The following is a 22,945-nucleotide window of genomic DNA, read 5'->3' on the forward strand; positions in this document are numbered from 1 at the left end:
CTCCGCCAGTAATTACGCCAGTAACTCCGCCAGTAATTACGCCAGTAACTCCGCCAGTAATTACGCCAGTAACTCCGCCAGTAATTACGCCAGTACTTCCTCCAACCACCTGAAACTCTCCCAGAACTGAAGCGATGCTAGCAATCACCGCCTACTGAAACGGGAACAGCAACCCCTCTCAGACTATTTGGAAATATTAACCACATCAAACTGCTGAGGTAACTTGTATTAGAACGTCTTATCAGTTGATTTATCCTTGTTCAGGACAGAGGGAATTACATCACCTGACTAGGACTTTCAGACTTGTAGGAATAATTTATAAACTTAGTTTTTCCAACGTAGCATCTGCATAGATTTATACTCAGCGCCAGAGGCAGAACTATAATGAGTGTTAACTTCTGTCTGTATTGCTGTCAAAGCAAATAGTAAGATTCCCTCTTACCAGAGAACATCTGCTAACGCTAGATTAAATCAAGGATAAGATTTATGTAGGGTTCACTGGATATCCTTTATAGTTCAATCACATTCTCTGTGTAAGTTCCCAGGAACTAACTTGTTGCTAAAGAGATATATAAATTTATGACTTTTGATTACGACCTGTTTGTAATTGGTGCGGGTTCTGGAGGTTTGGCGGCTTCTAAACGGGCGGCTAGCTTTGGCGCAAAAGTGGCGATCGCTGAAGATGATTTAGTTGGTGGGACTTGTGTAATTCGCGGTTGCGTTCCCAAAAAACTCATGGTCTATGGCTCTCACTTTCCTGCACTATTCAGTGACGCTTCAGCTTATGGCTGGAAAGTGGGTAATGCGGAGTTGGACTGGGAACATTTCATTACATCTATAGATAAAGAAGTTCGGCGACTGTCGCAACTACATATAAGCTTTTTAGAAAAAGCGGGAGTGGAACTAATTCCTAGTCGCGCCACGTTGATAGACCCCCACACCGTAGAAGTTGATGGACGTAAAGTTACAGCAGACAAAATTTTAATTGCTGTTGGGGGACGTCCTGTCAAACCAGATTTATCAGGGATGGAATATGGCATTACCTCGAACGAAATCTTTCATCTCAAAGAACAACCAAAACACATCGTTATTATTGGTGCTGGTTATATCGGTACGGAATTTGCCTGTATTATGCGCGGTTTAGGTTCTGAGGTGACACAAATTACCAGAGGTGAAAAGATTTTGAACGGGTTTGATGAGGATGTCCGCATAGAAATCGAAGAGGGGATGACAAACCACGGAATTCGGCTGATTAAGAATAATGTGGTAAAAACAGTTGAAGATGTGCCAGAAGGGTTAAAACTGACTTTATCAGGGGATGATCAACAACCAGTAATTGCCGATGTCTTTTTAGTAGCGACCGGTCGGATTCCTAATGTAGATGGATTAGGTTTGAAAAACGCTGGGGTTGATGTTGTCGCTAGTTCTATCGAAGGGCCTGGATACCCAACCACAAGTGTGATCGCAGTCAATGAATTTAGTCAAACTAGTCAATCAAATATATTTGCTGTTGGCGATGTCACTGACCGAATCAATTTAACTCCCGTGGCCATTGGCGAAGGTCGCGCCTTTGCCGATAGTGAATTTGGGAATAACCGCCGCGAATTCAGTCACGAAACTGTACCCACAGCCATATTTTCTAACCCAGAAGCCGCTACAGTTGGCTGGACAGAAGCCGAAGCACGGGAACAACTTCGTAATGCTGTAACAATTTATCGCACTCGCTTCCGCCCCCTGTACCACAGTTTAACTGGTAAGCAAGAAAAGATAATGATGAAGTTGGTGGTTGATAGCAACACCGACAAAGTACTGGGCGCTCACATGGTGGGTGAAAATGCAGCTGAAATCATTCAAGGTGTAGCGATCGCACTCAAGATGGGCGCGACCAAAAAAGACTTTGACGCCACTGTGGGTATCCATCCCTCAGCCGCAGAGGAATTTGTCACAATGCGGTAATAAGAAAGAGTTAGGAGTTAGGAGTTATGAGTTATGAGTTGAAGAAAGAAACTTATAACTTAAAACTTAAAATTCTTAACTTCTCACTCCTCACTCCTAACTATCTACAGCTTTGCACTACATCTATCTTCACGGCTTTGCTTCCAGCCCTAATTCTGCTAAAGCACGGCATATAGGCGATCGCTTTGCCCAAATTCAGACAAAGCTGAAAATTCCTGACTTGAATACTGGTGATTTTTCCCAGTTGACAATCACTCGTCAGATCATTCAAGTTGCCGCAGAATTCAACAATGATTCTACGCCAGTAACACTTATTGGGTCAAGTTTGGGTGGTTTGACCGCTGCTCACTTGGGTGAGCAATATTTACAAGTACGACGTCTGGTGCTGCTAGCACCAGCTTTTGGGTTTTTATCCCATTGGTTGCCCAAGCTAGGGGATGAGCAAATAGAGTGTTGGCAACAGGAAAAATCTCTCATGATCTACCACTATGGGGAGCGGCGATCGCTTCCTTTAAGTTACGATTTCGTTACAGATGCTGCCCAATACCAAGAAAAGCTTTTACAACGTCCTATCCCTACCCTAATTTTGCATGGTAAAAAGGATGAAGTCATTCCTATCGAAGCTAGTCATGACTTTGCGCGTTCGCGTCCTTGGGTGGAGTTAGTCGAACTCGATAGTGACCACGCCTTGGGTGATGTTATGGAAGAAATTTTACAGGCAATTCGCCTCTTTTGCCAATTACCTTAAGGCTGTAAAATATTAAACTCTCACATAACCTAATATTTTTCAGTAAGTACAACTTAACTCGTAGATTCAAGGAGGCTATATTCACTCACTATCAAGGATGGTTAGGGGAAAATAAGTCTTTTGTGAACAGTATTAATTTAAAATCCAAAATCTAAAATCCAAAATTGATATGCTTCCCTTCATTCGGTCAGATTTAGCCCAATTTACCGCGTACAAACCCCACCCTAGCAGCGATACAGCCGCATCTGTCCCCATACAGTTTGATCGACTGGATACCAATGAAAGCCCCTACGATTTACCAGCTGAGTTAAAAGAGAAGCTGGCCTGGACGTATCAGCAAGTAATTGAAACAAATCGTTATCCCGATGGCGGACACGAAACACTTAAGGATGCGATCGCCAAGTACGTCAATGAGTCAACCACCCTCTCGCTATCCAATACTGCGGCCAATATTTCTGTTGGCAATGGTTCAGATGAGTTGATCCGCTCTTTATTAATCGCCACCTGTCTAGGAGGAGAAGGTTCAATTCTAGTTGCCAATCCCACTTTCTCTATGTACGGAATTTTGGCACAAACTTTGGGCATTCCTGTAGTGGCGGTGGGTAGAAATGAAACAAATTTTGAAATTGACTTAAAAGCTGCACAGTCCGCCATCGAACAAACTCAAAATCCCCCCATTCGCGTAGTTTTTGTAGTGCATCCCAATTCACCGACTGCCAATAGCTTAACTGCGGCAGAGTTGGCATGGTTAAGAAGTTTGAGCGAAGATGTTTTGGTAGTAATTGATGAAGCTTACTTTGAATTCAGCCAAACTACCCTAGTAGATGAATTAGCACAGCATCCCAATTGGGTAATATTACGCACTTTTTCTAAAGCCTTCCGATTGGCAGCTCTCCGTGTTGGCTATTGCATCGCTCATCCCGAAGCGATCGCCATTTTAGAAAAAGTTCGCTTACCCTACAATCTCCCCAGCTTTTCCATAGCAGCAGCATTAGTTGCTTTACAAAACCGTACACTCTTACTTTCGTCAATTCCCCAAACCCTGAGTGAACGAGCCAAACTCATCGAAGTTTTATCTCAGCAACCAGAACTACAAATTACCGCAAGTGCTGCTAACTTTATTTACCTACGTCTTAAACCAAATGCCTTTAATTCACAAGATACTGCATTAAAAACTTTCCACCAGAAACTTAGAACACTTGGCACCCTTGTGCGACACATTAGCGGAGGATTGCGAATTACTGTAGGGACAATAGAGGAAAACGCCCGCACCGTTAATCGAGTTCAAGCTGCTTTGGCAAATTTGGAGTTTTAGCAATTCACTCAGTAATTAAATCGGCTGTCTACCTCACTGCCCAAACGGCGTACTATTCCCACTGTTTGTGGCAGCACACCTACTAAAAGAGCAAAAGCAACATCCGGCAGAAGAGCCACTATTTCTGCTGGAAAGTATTGTTCAAATTGATCAAGAATTTTCTGAACTCGCTGCCCAGGCACTGGGTTTTCTGTAATTTGTTTAATCAATCGAATCCACTGTCGCCTAATCAAGTAAGCCTTCTGACGCTCTTCATTAGATTCGGGAGTTAATAAAGACAGATTACCTATGGGCAGTGCCCTTTGGCAATCACAATCGTAATCCCCACCCACAGCAGCCCCAGGTCCAGCAAACTCTGCATGGTAGCGTTTAAAGAGTATTAATCCATTTCGTCTACGACTATTGACGATGAAAACTTCTCCACTGTGTAAACGTGTAAGAATATCCGAGCCTTGCGATTGCTCAGTTCCATCTGGCATGACAAGAGAGTCAAGGAAACTAGTTTCAGGGTAATAAGTTGATACCATAGAGGTCTGATAGCGTCGATGCTGTTCGCTATCCATGTTTTTTAAACTTTCAACGAATTTGGTAGTATGCACTTCAAGACTGAATTAACTGTTATGTCAAATCAGGTTTTTGAATTCTTTTATTATCAAGAGTCTTTTGGTCAATTTAACTAAGATAAAAATAAATAGGCATTATTTAGTAATTGAGTGATCATATTTTATGGGATATAACTAGATTTGTCTTCAAATTTAGAGAGTGTTTTCTTAAAGTTTTTATAAAGATGAATATCTTAATTACAAAGTTATTATGAGGAATTGCTGATTTATTAAGGGAATTGTACAGCTATTTCCATTATAATTAATTTATTTATATAGAAAAATACTCTAAAAAAGTTGTTGTTTAATGACAAATTAAAAGAAATAAAATATCACATTTAATAATCTAAATGAGATTTCCCAAATTTATACTTTTATTAATGTAACAAATAAGAGTAGCCGGAAAAAGTCTAAATAAAATATTCTTCAATAAATCATCAAAAGCTATATATATCTAGCTATTTAGTTAGATTTAGCTAATATTAGCTAAGTTTTAATGAGGTTAGTTTGTGCTTTGATTGTCGATATTGGTGAGAAATTTTCTCCAAAGTAATTACAACATGAAAATTTATAATTGCCAAAATAAAATTCAGATAGTGGAATCAGCACTCAGGTGCTTGTGCAAGAACATCTGGCTTGAGCGTCCTAGTAAAAATGTATTCCAATTCGATTCGACCTTATGCACCCGATATCCCACCTTGAAATAAAGTTGCCTTGCCTGATGATTATTTTCCAAAACGTGGAGATATAAGTCTTGAAATCCCCACTCGCGAGAGACTTTTTCACAGCTAGTCAGTAACCCTGAAGCCACACCAGATCTACGGTATTTTGGGTGAACCGCTAAATTAGATAAGTAAGGAAAACCCATACCAACCTGGCTCCACGAATCACTGTAACGTACACCCAGTTCCACACTTCCCACTAAGTTATTAGCCGTACCAGTAGTAGCTTCAAAGGCAACTAAACAAATATGACGCGGTGGAGGAGATGCCATACGATGCCTTAAGTCTTCGTAAATACCCAAACGTAGCAATGGAAAGGCCCATCCCCACATACCCTTTTGGGAGTGAAAGCTTTCAGCAATAATTTGGGCAACACCGATCAAATCAGCAGGTGTTGCTGTACGAATTTGAAATTGGCAGCAAGCTGGATCGATTGGCTGTTGCTGGGATGGATGAAAAAACCGATATTTCAAGGCTGGTTTAGTATTGATTTTATTCAACGAAAATTTTCTCAAATATCCTCAAACACCATTTAAACTGAATAAAAACTTCATATCTGCCTAAGAGATTGAACTCACTTAAGATTGCTAATGCGCTTTTGCTTATGGAGCATACAAAGTTTTACACTTTAATTTGGGACTTTATAGCCTGCATTTTTGAAAGAGTCTTAGAAGTTACAGCTTGATAAATCTACAATCTTAAGTTCAGTAGGTTCCGGTGCATCCCTTTTAAGTAGGAAAGATATCAGTCTGTTTACCACAAAAACATCTGTCAAGTCGTACAGGTTTAAGTGAATGGGTAGATAAATAGCATAACCTGTCCGTAGGCATAACCTACAAAATTGTTAAGTAAGTACACTACCGACAAACTCTGGTTGCAAACTATCTTTGGTTGCAGTACTGAACTTATTTAAGCAATTGCCGCTACACTAACAGGACTTTGTTACTAGGTCATAGGAACAGGCTGTACAGGTACTGGGGAAGAATCTGCAAGGTTCCTAATGCCTAACTTGTTAATCACTACCACTTGTCTTAATGATAGTTATGATTGCTAAATTAGAAAGAGGTATTTGTCTAATAGTATACTTTGGCTTTAAATCTTATTGTTTTAATATTCCTGACTCTATTATGACTACCATAAATAAAATTTACCTGCAAGTGTTAGTACAACTGCTACGTGGGGAAAACTTAATATGCAGCTTCATCTGGATTTTCAGCTAGCTATCAGCGCTGTATGTAGTATCCGACATTGCTCACAGGAGGTGAAAGAAGATTTGGCTAGCAAGGCAAGCACCGACTCCATACCCTAAAACTGACTATGAAAGCAATAAAACAGCATCAAAGCAAACGCTAATGAGGGCACAAGCCATTGAGACGAATTACTGTCAGAAATACTCCTACACTCAGCAGTCATGTAGCCAAACAGCCTTATTGGTCAAAATGCTCTGCTCTCACCTGACTCAGAAAAATCCTTACCTGATCAGATTATTCTTTATCCGACTGCCATTGCAGCAGGAAAGCGGTGCATGAAATCCCAAGCAAACAGTAAGCCTAAAATTTTGGTTGTCGATGATGAACCAGACAACCTTGATTTGCTTTACCGCACTTTCTATCGCGACTATAAGGTGCTAAGGGCAGCCTCTGGCCCTGCGGCACTGGATCTGCTGGCTCAAGAAGGAGAAGTCGCAGTGATCATCTCCGATCAGCGGATGCCAATGATGAGCGGTACAGAATTTTTGAGCCTGACAGCAACTCAATATCCAGATATTATCCGGATTATTTTAACTGGCTACACCGATGTCGAAGACCTGGTAGAAGCAATCAACGCTGGTAAGGTATTCAAATATGTCACTAAACCGTGGGAAGCAGAGGAACTTAAAGCAGTAGTACGCCAAGCTTTGGATACCCACAATGTCCTCAAAGCCCGCACCCACGAACTTACCCGCACACTCCGACAAGAATCGCTGTTGAATACCGTCACAAATACGATTCGCAGTGCTTTGGACTATCGCCAAATTTTGCAGGCAATTGTAGATACAGTGGGTCATATGTTGGAGGTGGATGTCTGTCTGTTGCGTCCCTTCCAAGATGAGCAGTTGGCGGATAAAGGATTCATTTATCAGAAAGCTCTTTCTGAAGAAGCTCTTGAGCAGGGGACTGGGGGAGCAGAACAGCAGACGAGCAGAGGGGAAGTTGCAGTAAATCTTTCCTCTGTTTCCTCCCTATCCCCAAAGGGGGTACTGAGTCCTTCCATCCTTTCTCCCTCTCTGCCACTTTTAGCTCAGACGGTGTGGGAAACCCGCGAAGTCCAGGTGATTCACGATGTGATAGATGATGAGCGCATTCACGGTAATACTCCTGAACTGCGCCAGCGTGGGGCAGCTTTTGCTGCCGCTAACATTTGTTCTAGTTTAGTTGTGCCATTGATCTGCCAACAAGAACTGATGGCAGTACTAGCACTGCATCAGTGTTCTCTGCCTCGCTTCTGGGGGAATGATGAGGTGCAGCTAGTATTGATGGTAGCGGATCAGGCAGCTTTAGCTTTGTCTCAAGCTTATGCTTACGAACAAGTACGTGCCCTTGCCAAGCGAGAAGCCCTAATTAATACGATTACTAGCGCGATTCGCTCTAGCTTAGATCCCCAAGATATCTTTGCGGCTATCACCCAACAATTAGGACAAGCTTTACAAGTCGATGGCTGTGTCCTGTCTTTGTGGACAGAGGAAGATGAGTTTGTCGAGTGTGTGGGCTTGTATGACAGTTTTCAACATCCGGAAAATTCGCAATCGCCAGCCCCAAACAAAAATTTAAGTAGCAATAATAACCTATTAACACAGAGATTACCTTATTCTCATGCATCTATACAGGAGAATCCAATCCTCCAACAAATGCTACAGACACATGAACCAGTGGTAATTGGTAATGTGGGTCATTCTCACTCACAAGTGCAGAGTTTTGATTTGCCTTTAAAAATGCCAGCGCGATCGCTAATGTTTGTGCCATTATTGGCTGATGGTAAATGTATCGGTAGTATTACTTTGCATGAAGGTAACAAAGTCCGTAGATGGCTGTCATCTGATATCGATTTGGCTAAAGCAGTAGCAGCTCAAGCAGCGATCGCTGTGCAGCAGTCACACTTATATCAAAAAACTCGCCAACAAGCTGAACGCTTACTGGAATTAGACAAACAAAAAACCGAATTTTTCCAAAATATCTCTCATGAGTTTCGCACACCCATCACCTTGATTCAAGGACCTTTAGAGTCGGCGGTGGTGGCTGGTGAGGGATTATCTTACTCCCAATGTGCGATCGCTCTGCGTAACTCCCGTCGCCTGCTGCGACTCGTAAATCAACTGCTGGATCTACAACGCCTGGACGCGGGGAGAATGCAGCCTAGTTTCCGCCCTTGCGATCTAGTCGAATTTGTCAGCCAAATTGTAGAGTCTTTTCGTCCCTATTGTGAGAAAAAAGGACTGCATCTCACGACCCAGTTAGATGAATGTTCTACGGTGTACTTGGATATGGAAAAATTTGACAAAGTGGTTTACAACCTCCTGTCAAATGCCATGAAGTTTACGCCTGAAGGTGGCACGATCAGCATCAGACTAAAATCGGAAAATAACCGTTGCTTACTGCAAGTACAAGACACTGGTATTGGCATTGTTAAAGAACAAATTCCCCACCTATTTGAGCGTTTTCGCCAAGCTGAAGGTTCAGCAAATCGCTCCTATGAAGGCAGTGGTTTGGGTTTAGCTTTAGTTAAAGAATTGGTAGAATTACATGGTGGTCAAGTCACTGTGGAATCAGTTTACGGCCAAGGCACTACCTTTAGTTTATGGCTTGTTAGTGGAAATGCTCATTTATCCGCACAGCAAGTAATAGAAACGCCTACGGAACTGAATACGAGCCGCGCTAGCGTAGAATTGGCTGATTTAGAAGTGGTAGAGTCAACAACAGACAATATTGAAGATATTACAAGAAACTTCTCCCCCAGTATTGATACTAAAGACTCAGCACTTAAGACTCAGCAACGCCAGACCGCTCAACAGGGGGAAAATACGCACACGGCTGGCTCCTCAATTTTAGTTGTAGATGACAACCCGGATTTGCGAACCTATGTATCTGAAATTTTCCGCCGCAACGGCTATCATGTCCAGACGGCTCGTAACGGTTATGAAGGGCACAGTATAGCTAAGGAAATTAGACCCAGCTTGATTGTGACTGATTTAATGATGCCCTTGGTGAGCGGACTTGAGATGATTCAAATGATTCGCAATGAGGAGAAGCTCAAAGGAACACCAATCATTCTGCTGACAGCGAAAGTTGATGAGGAAACCCGCATCGAAGGTACAGAAAATGGCGCGGATGCTTATTTAGCAAAACCATTCAATGATCGGGAACTTTTGGCGGAAGTTCGGAATCTTTTAGCATTGAAGGAAAATGAACGACGAATTGTGGAGTTAAATACTTATCTAACAGAATCGGTGCTAAAGCGCTTCTTGCCGACTGTGTTGGTGCAAAAAGCTGCAACCGGAGATTTAACGTTAGATTTGCGCCCAGAACCACGCTTAATTACAGTTTTGTTTAGTGACATCGTGGGTTTTACACAGCTAGCAAATACTCTCAGATCCCGGCGAGTAGCAGAGTTGCTAAATGAATATTTAGCAGCCATGACCAAAGTTGTCTTTAGCAATGGCGGCACTGTAGATAAATTTATGGGAGATGCTATCTTAGCTTTATACGGAGCGCCGGAAGAACTAACCCCTAATGAACAGGTGCGTCGTGCCATCAATACAGCAAGAGCAATGCACCGCTCACTGGCTGACTTGAACCAGCGCTGGCAAGACCAAGGTGTATTCGATGGCGACAAACTTACTAGCGTACAGTTCCGGTGCGGTATCCACCAAGGTACAGCTGTTGTGGGGATGTTTGGTAGCGCTGAACGTGCCGATTATACTGCCATTGGCCCAAGTGTGAATATTGCTGCAAGGTTGCAAGCTGCCGCTGTTCCCGGTACGATTTTGGTTTCTGCTGCTGTGGCTGATTATTTACAGGAAGAAGAAATTACTAAAGGTAGTCCGCTAGAACTTAAAGGAGTAGATGAAACAGTTTTGACCTTCGCTGTTACACCAGAGATAATGGTTAAACGCTAAAATTTAGACTGGTTTTTTAAAGCATTACCAATGAGTAAGAGTGCCTAATCATATCCAGTTTCTATAATATGACACCATCGGTTGCAGACAAAACTCCAATTCCAGCTAAGGTTTGGAGGCGACACACTGACCCACCAGGTTTGTGGATTTCTGTAGTTATGGGTTCAGTCTCTCTGCACTTGCTGGCGTTCTGGCTGATGCGCTCATCTAATGCATTTAGTCTGTGGTTTCCCCAGCAAAGTCAATCTGTTGTTCCCATTGAATTGATAGACATTACTCCCAAAACAAAATCAATAACCAAATCAAAATCAACAGCCAAAACAGTTTCGCCAAAGCCACTATCATCAACTCAAAAGTCTGTAACAGGACGTTCCTCAAAAACAGGACGAACTACACCCAGAAATCAAGATTTTGGTGCAATAAATTCAGCTGATAATCTTCAACAAAAGAGCCGAACTTACGCCTCTCAACCTAATAGCCAAGCCTTTAGGCAACAGAGAGTTTCCACGCTGACACCGAAACCTACAGCCACACCAAAACCTATAGCCACACCGAAACCTAGAGTTCCAGTCGGGAATCTACCTTGGAACCGCCGTCAAGAAATCAAAATGGGAAAGGGAACGCCACTACCAACAGGTATTCCATCAAATCCACCAGTTTCGGAAGCTGAAAATAGAGAAACTCCACCAACTCGAACTAGAGAAACTTCACCAACTCCCACCAGAGAAATTCCACCAACTCGAACTAGGGAAACTCCACCAACTCCGACTAGAGAAACTCCACCAACTCCGACTAGAGAAACTCCACTAACTCCGACTAGAGAAACTCCAACAACTCCGACTAGAGAAACTCCAACAACTCATACTGAGGGAGTATCGGTAGCAATAGTAGCTCCTTTACTGAGAGATGAAGTAAGTAACTTGATACAATCAGGAAAATTACGACAAGATGCTTTACCCGACGTTATCGCTTTATACAGGGGAAGCAACACAAAACAATTAGACTCAAGTTTTCTTGTCCACAATTCTGGACTTGAACCAGCACAGCTTTTGGCTAGCTTAATAATTGATCACAATGGCAACTTTCAACAAGCTCTAGTTATAGAAATAGAACCAGCAACACTACAAAGTGAAAAAAGCACATATGAGCGAGTTCTCAATGATGTTTTCAAAACAGAAAACTTTCTTGCCGCTCATAATAACGATGGCACAAAACCAGATTTGAGCAATCTGTATGTAAGAATCAAAATCCAACCTGTTAATTCAAAATAAATGCTTGAATTTTTGCAACAACTGTGTTATATTTATTAGGTTGGAAATTCGCGGGCGTAGTTTAGTGGTAAAACTATAGCCTTCCAAGCTATTAATGCGGGTTCGATTCCCGCCGCCCGCTTAGAACAAAAAACCCTGAAATGCACTAGTGCAAGAAAAAAGTCTGGGCTTAGTAAAATAAGTAGTTAAAAATTTACTGTTTAAATCATGGAATGCATACTATGTAGTGCTCATAAAACCTACAAGTATGGAATAAATAGCAAGGCAAGCCAACATTAGTACTGCGCTATGGGTCACTCTATTGTGGAGTGGGTATCTTGTCCACCCAGCAATGGAAGTCTGATGTTAAACAGCTTAATTATTGCTTTTCTTGACCAAGAAACAACCATAATTGATCAAGTCAGCCAACCTGGGCAAACAAATAAAAAACTAGAGGAATATCGCACAGCTTTAATTTTCGAGTATCCCTCATTGCTTTAACATCAACAATGTGTAATATTTATCCAAATCTGCCGCTAACGTAATCTTTGGTATCTTGTTGCTGAGGATTGTTGAAAATTAGTTCTGTTGCGTCGTACTCTACCATGTAGCCGTTACGACCACCTGTCTCTGTAGTCCGAACATTAAAAAAGGCTGTTTTATCAGAAACCCGCGCTGCTTGCTGCATATTATGGGTGACGATAACGATGGTATATTGCTCTTTAAGTTGGTGAATTAGTTCTTCAACCCGCAAGGTGGAAATAGGGTCGAGGGCGGAGCAAGGTTCATCCATTAATATAATTTCAGGTTGGACTGCGATCGCTCTAGCAATACATAACCGCTGTTGTTGTCCACCAGATAAAGATGAGCCACTTTGTCGCAGTTTATCTTTGACTTCTTCCCACAAAGCTGCTTGCCGCAAACTCCGTTCCACCAATTCATCCATATTACCTTTGTAACCGTTGATTTTGGCTCCAAAAGCAATATTGTCATAAATTGATTTAGGAAACGGATTTGGTCTTTGAAACACCATCCCAATCCGACGACGCACTTCTACAGGATCAATGTCAGATGCATACAAGTTTTTATCGTAAAAAAGTATTTTACCTTCTGCCCGAAATGACTCAATCAGGTCATTAAGGCGGTTATAGCATCGCAACAACGTACTTTTACCACAACCAGAAGGACCGATAAAGGCTGTCACCTGATTTTTCGGTATATCTAGCCAAATATTCTGCAAGGCTAAAAACTTGCCGTAGTAAACGTTGAGGTTTTCGGTGCGTAAAACGGTTTGAGTATCATTGACTGTGCTAATATTAGTAGCCATAAATTAAGTTGAATGTTAGTTTTAGCGATACAAATCCGTTATTTATTTGACTAGTAGAGCACGGCGTAAATAAACCAACCATTCAAAATGGCGCAAAAGCCCGAAATATAATTTTTTTGACTTTTGACTTTTGACTTTTGACTTTTGACTTTTGACTTTTAACTTCCGCCTTGCGCTACTAGGCTTTTTTGCGAGTTGCCCAGCGAGCGATGATACTTGTGATCAGAACCATCAATACCAAGATCAAAGATGCTGCCCAAGCTAGTGATTGCCAATTTTTAAACGGAGAAATGGCATATTTGTAAACCAAAACAGCAAGGGAAGCTGTTGGTTGGAATAAGCTATCGGGCCAAAAGTTGGAAAACAGAGCAGTAAATAGTAAAGGTGCGGTTTCTCCAGATGCTCTGGCGATCGCTAGCGTTGCTCCAGTTACAATTGCTGGTAAAGCTGCTGGTAAGACTACTTGACTCACTGTTTGAAAGTTAGTCGCTCCTAACCCTACAGATGCTTGTCGCAAATCTTGCGATACTAACTGCAAAGCTTCATCAGTAGTTCGCAGAATAATTGGCAACATCAAAATTGCCAGTGCAAACCCTCCACCGAGAGATGAATATGATCCTAAGTTCAACTTTACCAGTGTCAAAACTACAATGCCATAGGCAAATACCCCAGCAATAATTGAGGGGACTCCACTAAGGACGTTAGCCGCAAAACGTACCCATCTGGCTACTTTCGCCGAACTAAATTCTGTGATGTAAATCGCTCCCAAAACCCCAAAGGGGATACTAATCAAGGCAGCAATTCCTACCATCAGCAGTGTGCCTAAGATTGCATTACCAAAACCTCCTCCCTTTTGTAGAGCTTTGGGTGGCAGTTCAACAAACACGGCCAGATTCAGACTGCTAAAGCCTTTAATAATCACGTAGGAAAGCACTGCTAGCAAAGGTAAAAGTGCCAATACTCCGCAGGTAAATGCGACTACGGTCATCACTGTATTAAACAGTGTCCTCTGAGACGTGGGGGAGCGAGTTAAACTGCGCTCTGGAAAACTAGAAGTCATAATTTAACCCAAAACTAAGCTACAGTCGCTTGACTCTCAGAACAATCAACTCTGCCAGAATATTGACTACCAGCGTCAAGAAAAATAGAACTAAAGCCGCATACATTAAAGCCGCAACTTGCAAACCACTCGCTTCTGAGAATTGATTTGCCAGTAGAGAAGAAATCGTATTGGCTGGTGCTAAAAGAGAGATACTGATGTTGTTGGAGTTGCCAATTAACATCGTTACAGCCATTGTTTCTCCCATTGCCCGCCCAAGTGCCAACATCACAGCACTAACTATACCTGAAAAGGCTGCTGGGATGAGAACTTGCAAAATCGTTTCCCAGCGCGTTGCTCCTAGTCCTAGAGCAGCTTGGCGCAAACTGGGGGGTATAGAAATCAAGGCATCGCGGGATAGAGCTGTGATGATGGGCAAAGTCATTATTGCTAATATGACTCCCGCCGGCAACATTCCTGGCCCTGTAGGAGAAGTGCTAAAAAATGGCAGCCAGCCAAAATAACTATTGAGCCATTTTCCCAAGTTGGTTAATATTGGCACCAAAACAAAAATACCCCACACGCCGTAGACAACGCTGGGAATAGCTGCGAGCAGTTCTACTGCGAAAACCAGTACCAGCTTCACTTTAGCGGGCAAAAAATCCTCGCTCAGTACAATAGCAGTACCAATCCCAATTGGTACTGCTATCAGTAGACCAATAAAAGAACTCAACAGAGTTCCATAAATTTGAGGTAGCACCCCGTAGCTATCATTAACCGGGTTCCAAGTCGTGTTGGCTAAAAAGCTAACACCAAACTTTTGGATAGCAGGCCAAGCGCCAATTGCAACCTGCGACCCGATCCATAATAAGGTGGCAGCAACCCCAAAGGCGAAAATTTTAGTCAGCCAAATAAAACCCCGATCTAGGGACTTTTCTGAGTCAGAGCGATTTTTTATCGCTGATGACAGATTTTGAGAATTTGTAGTCATGAATACCGACTTTAACAATTAAATCAGAGAAAAATGTGGGAGGCAAGCAGATTAGTAAAATTGTTGCCTCATCATCTCTTTAAACTGATACATTAGTAACTCTGTGTTCCCAGTTACTAATGTCCATAAAACGACCAGTTGATCAATTATTGATTAGGGATGTTTGATACTTACTTGCTAGCGCTACTACCACTGCCAACAGAGATTTTATACTCTGGACTGATTTGGTCAGCAGCAGCAGCTACCTTGGTGATGACATTTTGGGGTAGAGGAACATAGCCTAGTGTAGTAGCCTGCTTCTGACCCTCAGTTAAAGCGTATTCAATAGCAGCTTCAACTGCCTTAGCTTTAGCCGCATTGGGATATTTCTTATAAGCCAAAATCCAGGTATAAGTGACGATGGGATAGGAATCAGCCCCTTCGGGATCGGAAATAAAGACGCGGAGATCAGCCGGTAGAGTTACTGATTCCAGAGTTTTAGAGGCTGACTCCTCACTAGCTACAACAAACTTACCGCCTTTGTTTTCCAAAGCAGCAAACTTGAGACTATTTTGTTTGGCATAGCCGTACTCGACATAACCAATAGAACCTTGAGTTTGTTGAATTTGGGCGGTAACACCCTCGTTACCCTTAGCACCAACTCCCGTAGGCCAGTTGACAGTTTTGCCTTCACCAACTTTACTCTTCCACTCCGGGCTAATAGCACTGAGGTGTTTTGTGAATACACCCGTGGTTCCGCTACCATCAGAACGATAAACAACTGCGATCTTGTCTTTAGGAAGCTTTGCACCTGGGTTAGCCTTGGCAATTTGGGGATCATCCCAAGACGTGATTTTGCCTAGCAGAATATCGGCATAAACGGCTCGTGGTAGCTTGAGTTCTGGAACATCTGGCAAGTTGTAAGCCAGCACGATACTACCAGCAGTCACAGGTAGTAAAATAACACCCCTATCTGGTGGTACTTTCTGGATTTCTTCATCCTTCATTGCAACATCACTAGCACCAAAGTCTACAGTGCCTTTGATAAATTGCTCAACTCCAGCACCGCTACCAACCGATGCATAGTCAACTTGCAGATTTGGATATTTTTTGTTCAAATCCGTGAACCAGGTATCGTACAGTGGTGCCGGAAAAGACGCACCAGCCCCGGTTAACTTTACGGTTCCGCCAAGGTCTAATTTGGCTGGGTTAGAGGCAGTAGTATCTGTAGCAGTGCCAGAAGGCGTATCCTTGGTCGCTGTATCTGGGGTTCGCTGTCCGCCACAAGCAGCTAGGCTGATTGTCAGTGCTAACACTGAAATTGAACCTGTGAGGCGATGAGTTTTTATTGCACTAAGACGTGAGAGCATCGCTATCAATTTTTTAGTAACTTTCCAGGTGAGCGTTTCTAAGATACCCCTAAAGGACAACGATCAAGATTAACAACAGGTTAATAAAGCAAAAAATCTTTGTTTTTTTTTGATGAAGAGCAAACCCTTATTTCTAGTTTTGCTTGATAAATTTTATACTCTTGCTTTAATTTTAAGCTACAAATAGTACCATAGTTAAGTTGGTTATACGTGTTTACAAAACTTTATCGGTAGTGTAATTTCGTTGGTCAAGTTATGAAAAAAGTATGTAAATAGATGATTAAGCGTCGTCAAACAAAAGGGTTATAAATTTGGGAGCTTATGGAAAACAGTTTCTGCTTACCAGCCGAAGCAGACATGAAGCAAATAACTAAACAATCATCATCTAGGCAGTGAAATTATTGTTAGACAAAGTAGGGGAAGAGAAACAGTAAATTGCTTATGTATAGCAGAATAGGTGGGGCGATCGCCTAACAAAAAGTGCATTAAGAAAATATCTTGAGCACTTTGTAACTAATTTTGCCAGTGCTCTGAGAAGTTAGTATAAATACTGAACTAGCTGATATATATTTTACCATATTTTCGGTCAAATACCACAATCAGAACCCGCCTCAGTCAATAAAATCAGGTAATAGACACCTAAGCCGCAATTCGCAGAACTGAAAAATTACATACCAAAAAAGCAAAATCAAATATGCTAGTTCTTAAGATATCAGCACAAATTTCATTTCAATATTAATGTTTATACTGGTTCCTGTTGGTTTTCCCTTTTGCCTTTCCTTGGTTGCCTGATAAATGTTTGCTGCTTCCAATCAATTACTATGGTCCATGATTGGCTTACTCCTGACAATGGGGGGCAATTTCCTAGAAGCTTATGGCATCACCTTACCTTGGAGTTGGAGTAAGCACGGAATTCAGACTTTTTCTTTAGGTGTCACTTTTCAAATTGGCGCAGTACTGTTGGTGGGTTGTTTAGGGGGCAAAAATGCCGGTGCGCTCTCGCAAATTGCCTATTTAGTAATGGGGTTAACCTTATTACCTGTATTTGCCGATGGCGGCGGTATTGGTTATATCAAGCTATCTCAGTTTGGCTATCTACTAGGCTTTATTCCTGGAGCTTGGATTTGTGGCTTGTTCGCTTTTAAAGCTAGACCTCGACTAGAAACTCTCGCCTTTAGTTGCATCTGTGGCTTGTTAACTCTCCACCTATGCGGTATTACTTATTTGATTATTAGCTATATTTTTCAGTGGAAAGGCACGGAAAATCTACCCTTGATGCAAGCAATCCTCAGATACTCCTGGTTTGCACTACCAGGGCAACTAACTGTGGTCTGTGCCGTTACTGTAATAGCATATGTATTGCGTCACTTAATGTTTTATTAGTTCATTGTCTTTCGTTCTTTGTTATTTGTCAAAAGCTGATGACCAATGACCAATGACCAATGACCAGTGACCAATGACCAATGACCAATGACCAATGACCAATGACCAATGACTAATTCGCCATGCGTTTAAAAAATCGCCTTTTCTGGATCGCTGCCTTCATAGCTTTTTTCTTAGACCAAATAACAAAATACTGGGTAGTGCAAACCTTCACCTTAGGGCAAACACTATCACTCTTACCTGGGATATTTCACTTCACCTATGTCACTAACACTGGTGCTGCTTTTAGTCTGTTAAGTGGGAAAGTAGAGTGGTTGCGCTGGCTATCTTTAGGAGTGAGTTTAGTATTGATAGCGTTGGCTTTGTTTGGTCCAACGTTAAATTTGTGGGATCAGTTGGGCTATGGCTTGATTTTAGGTGGAGCTATGGGCAACGGTATTGATCGTTTTGTTTTAGGCTACGTCGTTGATTTTCTTGACTTTCGCCTGATTAACTTTGCTGTATTTAATGTGGCAGATTCATTTATTAGTATCGGTATTGTTTGCCTGTTAATTGCTTCATTGCAAAAAACACCGACTTCAACTGGCAGGTCGCATTAAACTATTAAGCCTGGGATGATTAATCCCAGACTATTGATTACTAAAACCCTTGCTCAGTCCTATATGCGAAGACTTGATCTATAGGTTCGAGCGATTTTGATTTGTGATTTTACACCTTGACTGTCTAATCAGTATATTTGCGTTTATTCTTTAACGATGATGGTGGGGTTCAAGCTTTTAAATTGAGTTATTGTATACCAATAACACAGCCAGGGATCTTACACCAGTTTGGATAACTGGTGGAAGATATCAAGATGCACCGACGATCGCTGACAGCAAACTAGTATTCAGATTATGCCTCAGCTTTTAATTTAATTACCTGTGCTAGGAGTTTTTGGCGAACTTGGAGTACTGGGAGAATTTCCTGGTTCGGTAGTGCTGCCAGGAGTGCCAGACTCAGGTGAAGTTGAGGTTCCTGGTTGGGGATTGGTGTCAGTAGTACCAGACTCAGGTGTAGTTGGGTTTCCTGGTACGACATTGCTACCAGGAACGCCAGGTTGATCTGGGGTAACGCTTCCTGGTTGGGTAGGGCTGCCAGGAGCGCCAGGTTGATCTGGGGTAACGCTTCCTGGTGCTGGAGTTAAGTTGCCAGGAGCGCTAGGTTCAGATGGGGTAATGGTTCCTGATCCTGGAGTGGTTTCGGGAGTGCTAGATCCACGTGGTGTTCTGGTTCCTGGTCTGGTTCCTGGTGCAGTTGTACTATCTGGAGTAGTGGTACTACTGGGCGTGGTTTCTGGTGGTACCGTAGTGCTACTAGGAGCGCTAGGCGTGGCTGCTGTGCCACCGGGACAGCGAGAGTTGAGCGGAAAATACTCGCACAGAATTTTCATCCCTTCTGGCGACATCTTAATTTCCGTTGGTGCACTAGTGGAGTCGCTGCTGGATTGGGCTATGGGGGATTTACTGGATTCGGCTACAGCAATGTTAGCGGTGAGCGCCAAAGATAGAGCTGTACCAATCATGGTCAGAGATTTTCCCAACATTCTAAAATTAACCTCAACGGAACACTCGCCCCATTAAAACAGACAATAAGATTTAGAAAATCTTCCTAAATGAAGATATTTAGGTTTTTTTCAGAATATGTGGCTCTGTAAAATCGGTAAAAATTCAATCTGTTGCTTCTTGATGATTAGTGTTTAAAAATACAATAAAAAATTATTCTTGTAGTTATTGAACTAGTAATAGTAGATGCAATAAGCTTTTGAGAATGTATAAAAATTTGTATCTCTGGAAATAAGTGACGAAAATCACAAATTAATTCTGATTGCCAGTTAATTTTTAGTATAAATTAGCTCAGTAAGTCCCGTATAGTTAATTTCTGCTTTGGCTTATGAGTAAAATGATGAAAGACTAACATCTAAATTGTAATTCGCCCGATTCTTCACTAAAAAGTGTGATGTGAATAGCCGATGAGTTTTCCCCAACCCCCTCAAAAGCCACAAACGTTACTTGGTCAACTGACTCAAGCGGTACATACTATCCAAGCTAGGGTCGATTTTTCTAAATTGGCGCTCAAGCCTAATGCTAAAGTACCGGAACTCTGGGTGCAGGACGCGGGGGCGGATAAGGCAGAGGTATATCCATTGTTGGGCGATCGCTATATTCTAGGTCGTAGTTCCAAATCCAGCGATATCGTCATCCGTAACCCTGTTGTCAGCCAAATTCACCTGTCACTATCGCGGAATTCTACTCAGCGCACACCAGTTTTCGTCATCAAAGACGAAAACTCCACCAATGGCATTTATCGTGGCAAGCGTCGTGTCAATTCTTTAGAACTGCGTCATGGGGATATTCTCACCCTCGGTCCCCCAGAACTTGCCGCTTCTGTGCGGTTGCAATACGTCGATCCACCAGCCTGGTATGTTAAAGCTGCAAGTTGGACAGCTTATAGTGTCGGCGGTGTCAGTGCCCTGTTAGCGTTGGTGATTGGCGTCGAATGGCTGAAATTTTCAGTTAAACCTCTACCTACAGCTACACGCGCCCCAGTAGTTGTTTACGCTCGTGATGGAGCCACCCCGCTAAGAGAGCCTCGAACTATCTCTCACGTAGATATAAAGCGATTAGAGGAATTTGGCCCTTATTTGCCTGCTGCGGTGGTGGCTTCAGAGGATAGTCGTTATTACTGGCACTTTGGTGTTGACCCTCTGGGGATTTTACGAGCCGTGTTGATCAATAGCCGCAGCGGAGATGTCCAACAAGGAGCCAGCACTGTTACCCAGCAAGTTGCCCGCAGTTTGTTCCGCGAGTATGTAGGGAGACAGGATACCCTTGGACGCAAATTGCGAGAGGCAATTGTCGCCCTGAAGCTAGAAACCTTTTACAGCAAAGATGAAATTTTGCTGATGTACTTAAATCGGGTTTTTTTGGGGGGAGATACCTCTGGTTTTGAAGATGCATCCCGGTATTACTTTGAGAAGTCGGCTAAACAATTAACTTTGGCAGAAGCAGCAACCTTGGTAGGAATTTTACCAGCTCCCAACGCTTTCGATTTTTGTGGGAATGGGCCAAATAAGCTAGAAGCAGCTGAATACCGGAATCGCGTGATTAAGCGGTTGCTGGAGATGGGCAAAATTAAACCTGAGGATGCGAATCGAGCCAGACGCTCCACCGTCCAAGTTAGTCCTAAAGTCTGTGAACAGCAAGCTAAGACGATCGCTCCTTATTTTTACAGTTACGTCTTCTCTGAACTTGAATCAATCTTGGGGGAGGGAGCCGCAAAGGAAGGGAACTATATCATTGAAACCCAGCTTGAACCAGCGATCCAGAGCCAAGCAGAAGCAGCGTTACGGAATTCAGTCAACAACGGTGGCGCAAATTTTAATTTTTCTCAAGGGGCGATGGTGACTCTTGACTCCAGTACTGGTAGCATCCTGGCAATGGTAGGGGGCACTGATTACAAAAAAAGTCAGTTCAATCGTGCTGTTCAAGCCAAAAGACAACCAGGTTCCACCTTTAAAATCTTTACTTATACTGCCGCTATTCAACAGGGAATTTCAGAATCAAAAAGTTATTCTTGCGCCCCTTTAACTTGGCAAGGGTTTACTTACAAACCCTGTCGTGCTGGTGCTGACACTAGTTTAGATATTGCCACCGGGCTGGCTCTTTCAGAAAATCCGATCGCCCTACGAGTTGCCAGAGAAATCGGGCTGAATAAAGTGGTGTCAATGGCACAGAATTTGGGAATAAAGTCAACCCTTGATCCAGTTCCTGGCTTGGTACTAGGTCAAAGTGTCGTCAATGTTTTGGAAATGACTGGTGCTTTTGGCGCTATTGGCAATCGTGGTGTGTGGAATCCTCCCCATGCGATTAACCGGATTTTAGACAGTGGTGATTGCCGCGATCGCAATGATATAAAAACCTGCCGTGTAATCTACTCCTTTGACCAAGATCCGGATGCCAACAAACGAGTGCTGACAAATGGTGTCGCCGATGAGATGACAAGTTTGATGCGCGGTGTAATCACAAGAGGTACCGGTCGTAGTGCTGCCATTGGACTGGGGGAAGCTGGTAAAACTGGCACGACTGATAAAAACGTTGACTTATGGTTCATAGGTTTTATCCCCAGTCGGCGGCTTGTAACTGGTGTTTGGCTGGGAAATGACAATAATGCCCCTACATCTGGTAGCAGCGCTCAAGCAGCTCAGTTGTGGGGGAATTATATGAGGCGGGTTACAAGGTAAATTGGGCATTGGGCACTTGTCCTGAGCGTAGTCGTAAAGCCTGCGGCATAGCTACGCTTAGGGCGCAGCCCAAGGTACAGAAGTATTGGGCATGGGGCATAGGGCATGAGGATTGGGAACTATTGATCAATAAATGATCAATGGACTTTTGTGAGAAGACCTGATTTTTAGGATCTAAAAGTTTATCAACTCGCCCAAAAGCTAGCTAATGAAATTTGGCGTATTGTTCAAGGATGGGACAATTTCACTAAAGATACACTGGGCTAGCAAATTGTTCGGTCTGCTGATAGTAACCCAAGTTGCGGGTTATCAGACAGAGGAATGCTTTTCACCTCAAGGTTCGCCGCACACGACATTTTATAGACGGTAATTATTTCATTTAGCATACTCCCTGGAGTTTTTTCTAACTGGAGGGGATTTTATTGCTTTTGTGTGGGCGTAGCCCGCACTTCTCTACGAGACGCTGCGCGAACGACTTCGCTCAATGACCATCGTAGACATCGCTTTCTCAAATAACTAGCAGCTTGGGTTAATACGGCTACAGCAGTTTAAAGCTGCCACCAAGCCATGCCACAGTTAAAGGAATTGTACAAAATTATCAAACCAGACTTGATGACCATAACTCTAACACTTCCCTTAGATCAGTCAACAGGGTACAGGCTTCGCGGATTCTTGCAGGACTGAACAGACACACGCTGAACAAGGTGCGATACCGAATAGCCCGCCGCAGGCATCGCGGTCGTTGTCTAAGCCATCACTGAAAATTAGCTGTATCTCTGACTACGTTAGAACCTTGGCGCGTCCGTGCCGATTGATTTTCATTGTCAGACTG

At 42.8% G+C, this 22,945-nt stretch carries 16 protein-coding genes and 1 tRNA gene; 10 read left to right on the plus strand and 7 right to left on the minus strand.

Annotation, left to right across the window (positions count from 1 at the left end):
- The first annotated feature begins 579 nt into the window (after positions 1-579).
- The 3 genes from gor (at position 580) to V7K85_RS31155 (ending at position 4,019) form a co-directional block, all read left to right on the plus strand.
- Positions 580-1,956, plus strand: coding sequence for a glutathione-disulfide reductase (gene gor, locus V7K85_RS31145; protein ID WP_334819758.1), 1,377 nt, complete (start codon positions 580-582; stop codon positions 1,954-1,956).
- A 112-nt stretch (positions 1,957-2,068) separates the two neighbouring features.
- Positions 2,069-2,704, plus strand: coding sequence for a YqiA/YcfP family alpha/beta fold hydrolase (locus V7K85_RS31150; RefSeq protein WP_334819760.1), 636 nt, complete (start codon positions 2,069-2,071; stop codon positions 2,702-2,704).
- 169 nt (positions 2,705-2,873) lie between these two features.
- Positions 2,874-4,019, plus strand: a complete 1,146-nt coding sequence (locus tag V7K85_RS31155; RefSeq protein ID WP_334819761.1) for a histidinol-phosphate transaminase — start codon at positions 2,874-2,876, stop codon at positions 4,017-4,019.
- A gap of 8 nt (positions 4,020-4,027) precedes the next feature.
- Here V7K85_RS31155 and V7K85_RS31160 read toward each other — a convergent pair whose 3' ends face one another.
- Positions 4,028-4,582, minus strand: a complete 555-nt coding sequence (locus tag V7K85_RS31160) for a hypothetical protein (RefSeq protein ID WP_334819763.1) — start codon at positions 4,580-4,582, stop codon at positions 4,028-4,030.
- A 628-nt stretch (positions 4,583-5,210) separates the two neighbouring features.
- Positions 5,211-5,843: a GNAT family N-acetyltransferase gene (locus tag V7K85_RS31165; RefSeq protein WP_334819765.1), complete on the minus strand. Its 633-nt coding sequence runs from the start codon at positions 5,841-5,843 to the stop codon at positions 5,211-5,213.
- 1,025 nt (positions 5,844-6,868) lie between these two features.
- Here V7K85_RS31165 and V7K85_RS31170 point away from each other — a divergent pair.
- From V7K85_RS31170 to V7K85_RS31185, 4 genes are all read left to right on the plus strand, one after another.
- Positions 6,869-10,495, plus strand: a complete 3,627-nt coding sequence (locus tag V7K85_RS31170; protein ID WP_334819767.1) for a response regulator — start codon at positions 6,869-6,871, stop codon at positions 10,493-10,495.
- A 68-nt stretch (positions 10,496-10,563) separates the two neighbouring features.
- Positions 10,564-11,766 (plus strand): hypothetical protein, encoded by a 1,203-nt coding sequence (locus V7K85_RS31175; RefSeq protein WP_334819769.1) that lies wholly within the window; start codon positions 10,564-10,566, stop codon positions 11,764-11,766.
- Between the two features lie 50 nt (positions 11,767-11,816).
- Positions 11,817-11,887: transfer RNA gene (locus V7K85_RS31180), tRNA-Gly, on the plus strand.
- 167 nt (positions 11,888-12,054) lie between these two features.
- Complete coding sequence (locus V7K85_RS31185; protein ID WP_334819770.1) at positions 12,055-12,246, plus strand: hypothetical protein; 192 nt, start codon at positions 12,055-12,057, stop codon at positions 12,244-12,246.
- Between the two features lie 19 nt (positions 12,247-12,265).
- Here V7K85_RS31185 and pstB read toward each other — a convergent pair whose 3' ends face one another.
- From pstB to pstS, 4 genes are all read right to left on the minus strand, one after another.
- Positions 12,266-13,072 (minus strand): phosphate ABC transporter ATP-binding protein PstB, encoded by an 807-nt coding sequence (gene pstB / locus V7K85_RS31190; RefSeq protein ID WP_334819772.1) that lies wholly within the window; start codon positions 13,070-13,072, stop codon positions 12,266-12,268.
- Positions 13,073-13,250: 178 nt separating this feature from the next.
- Positions 13,251-14,132 carry a phosphate ABC transporter permease PstA gene (gene pstA / locus V7K85_RS31195; RefSeq protein ID WP_334819774.1) on the minus strand — a complete coding sequence of 294 codons (882 nt, stop codon included), beginning with the start codon at positions 14,130-14,132 and terminating at the stop codon, positions 13,251-13,253.
- Positions 14,133-14,151: 19 nt separating this feature from the next.
- On the minus strand, positions 14,152-15,102 hold the full coding sequence (pstC, locus tag V7K85_RS31200) for a phosphate ABC transporter permease subunit PstC (protein ID WP_334819776.1): 951 nt from the start codon (positions 15,100-15,102) through the stop codon (positions 14,152-14,154).
- A gap of 170 nt (positions 15,103-15,272) precedes the next feature.
- Positions 15,273-16,451: a phosphate ABC transporter substrate-binding protein PstS gene (gene pstS, locus V7K85_RS31205; RefSeq protein WP_334819778.1), complete on the minus strand. Its 1,179-nt coding sequence runs from the start codon at positions 16,449-16,451 to the stop codon at positions 15,273-15,275.
- A 795-nt stretch (positions 16,452-17,246) separates the two neighbouring features.
- Here pstS and V7K85_RS31210 point away from each other — a divergent pair.
- Both V7K85_RS31210 and lspA read left to right on the plus strand, forming a co-directional pair.
- Entirely contained in the window at positions 17,247-17,834 is a 588-nt protein-coding gene (locus V7K85_RS31210) for a biotin transporter BioY (RefSeq protein ID WP_334819780.1), read from the plus strand.
- Between the two features lie 122 nt (positions 17,835-17,956).
- The gene (lspA, locus tag V7K85_RS31215) at positions 17,957-18,433 is read left to right on the plus strand and encodes a signal peptidase II (RefSeq protein WP_334819782.1); all 477 of its coding nucleotides are present in this window, start codon (positions 17,957-17,959) and stop codon (positions 18,431-18,433) included.
- Positions 18,434-18,744: 311 nt separating this feature from the next.
- On the opposite strand, the gene V7K85_RS31220 is transcribed toward lspA, so the two are convergent.
- Entirely contained in the window at positions 18,745-19,416 is a 672-nt protein-coding gene (locus V7K85_RS31220) for a hypothetical protein (protein WP_334819784.1), read from the minus strand.
- Positions 19,417-19,842: 426 nt separating this feature from the next.
- Here V7K85_RS31220 and V7K85_RS31225 point away from each other — a divergent pair, with 426 nt between their 5' ends.
- Positions 19,843-22,113: a transglycosylase domain-containing protein gene (locus V7K85_RS31225; RefSeq protein WP_334819786.1), complete on the plus strand. Its 2,271-nt coding sequence runs from the start codon at positions 19,843-19,845 to the stop codon at positions 22,111-22,113.
- Positions 22,114-22,945: the final 832 nt, after the last annotated feature.

Source organism: Nostoc sp., assembly GCF_036917615.1.
Taxonomy (GTDB): Bacteria; Cyanobacteriota; Cyanobacteriia; order Cyanobacteriales; family Nostocaceae; genus Nostoc.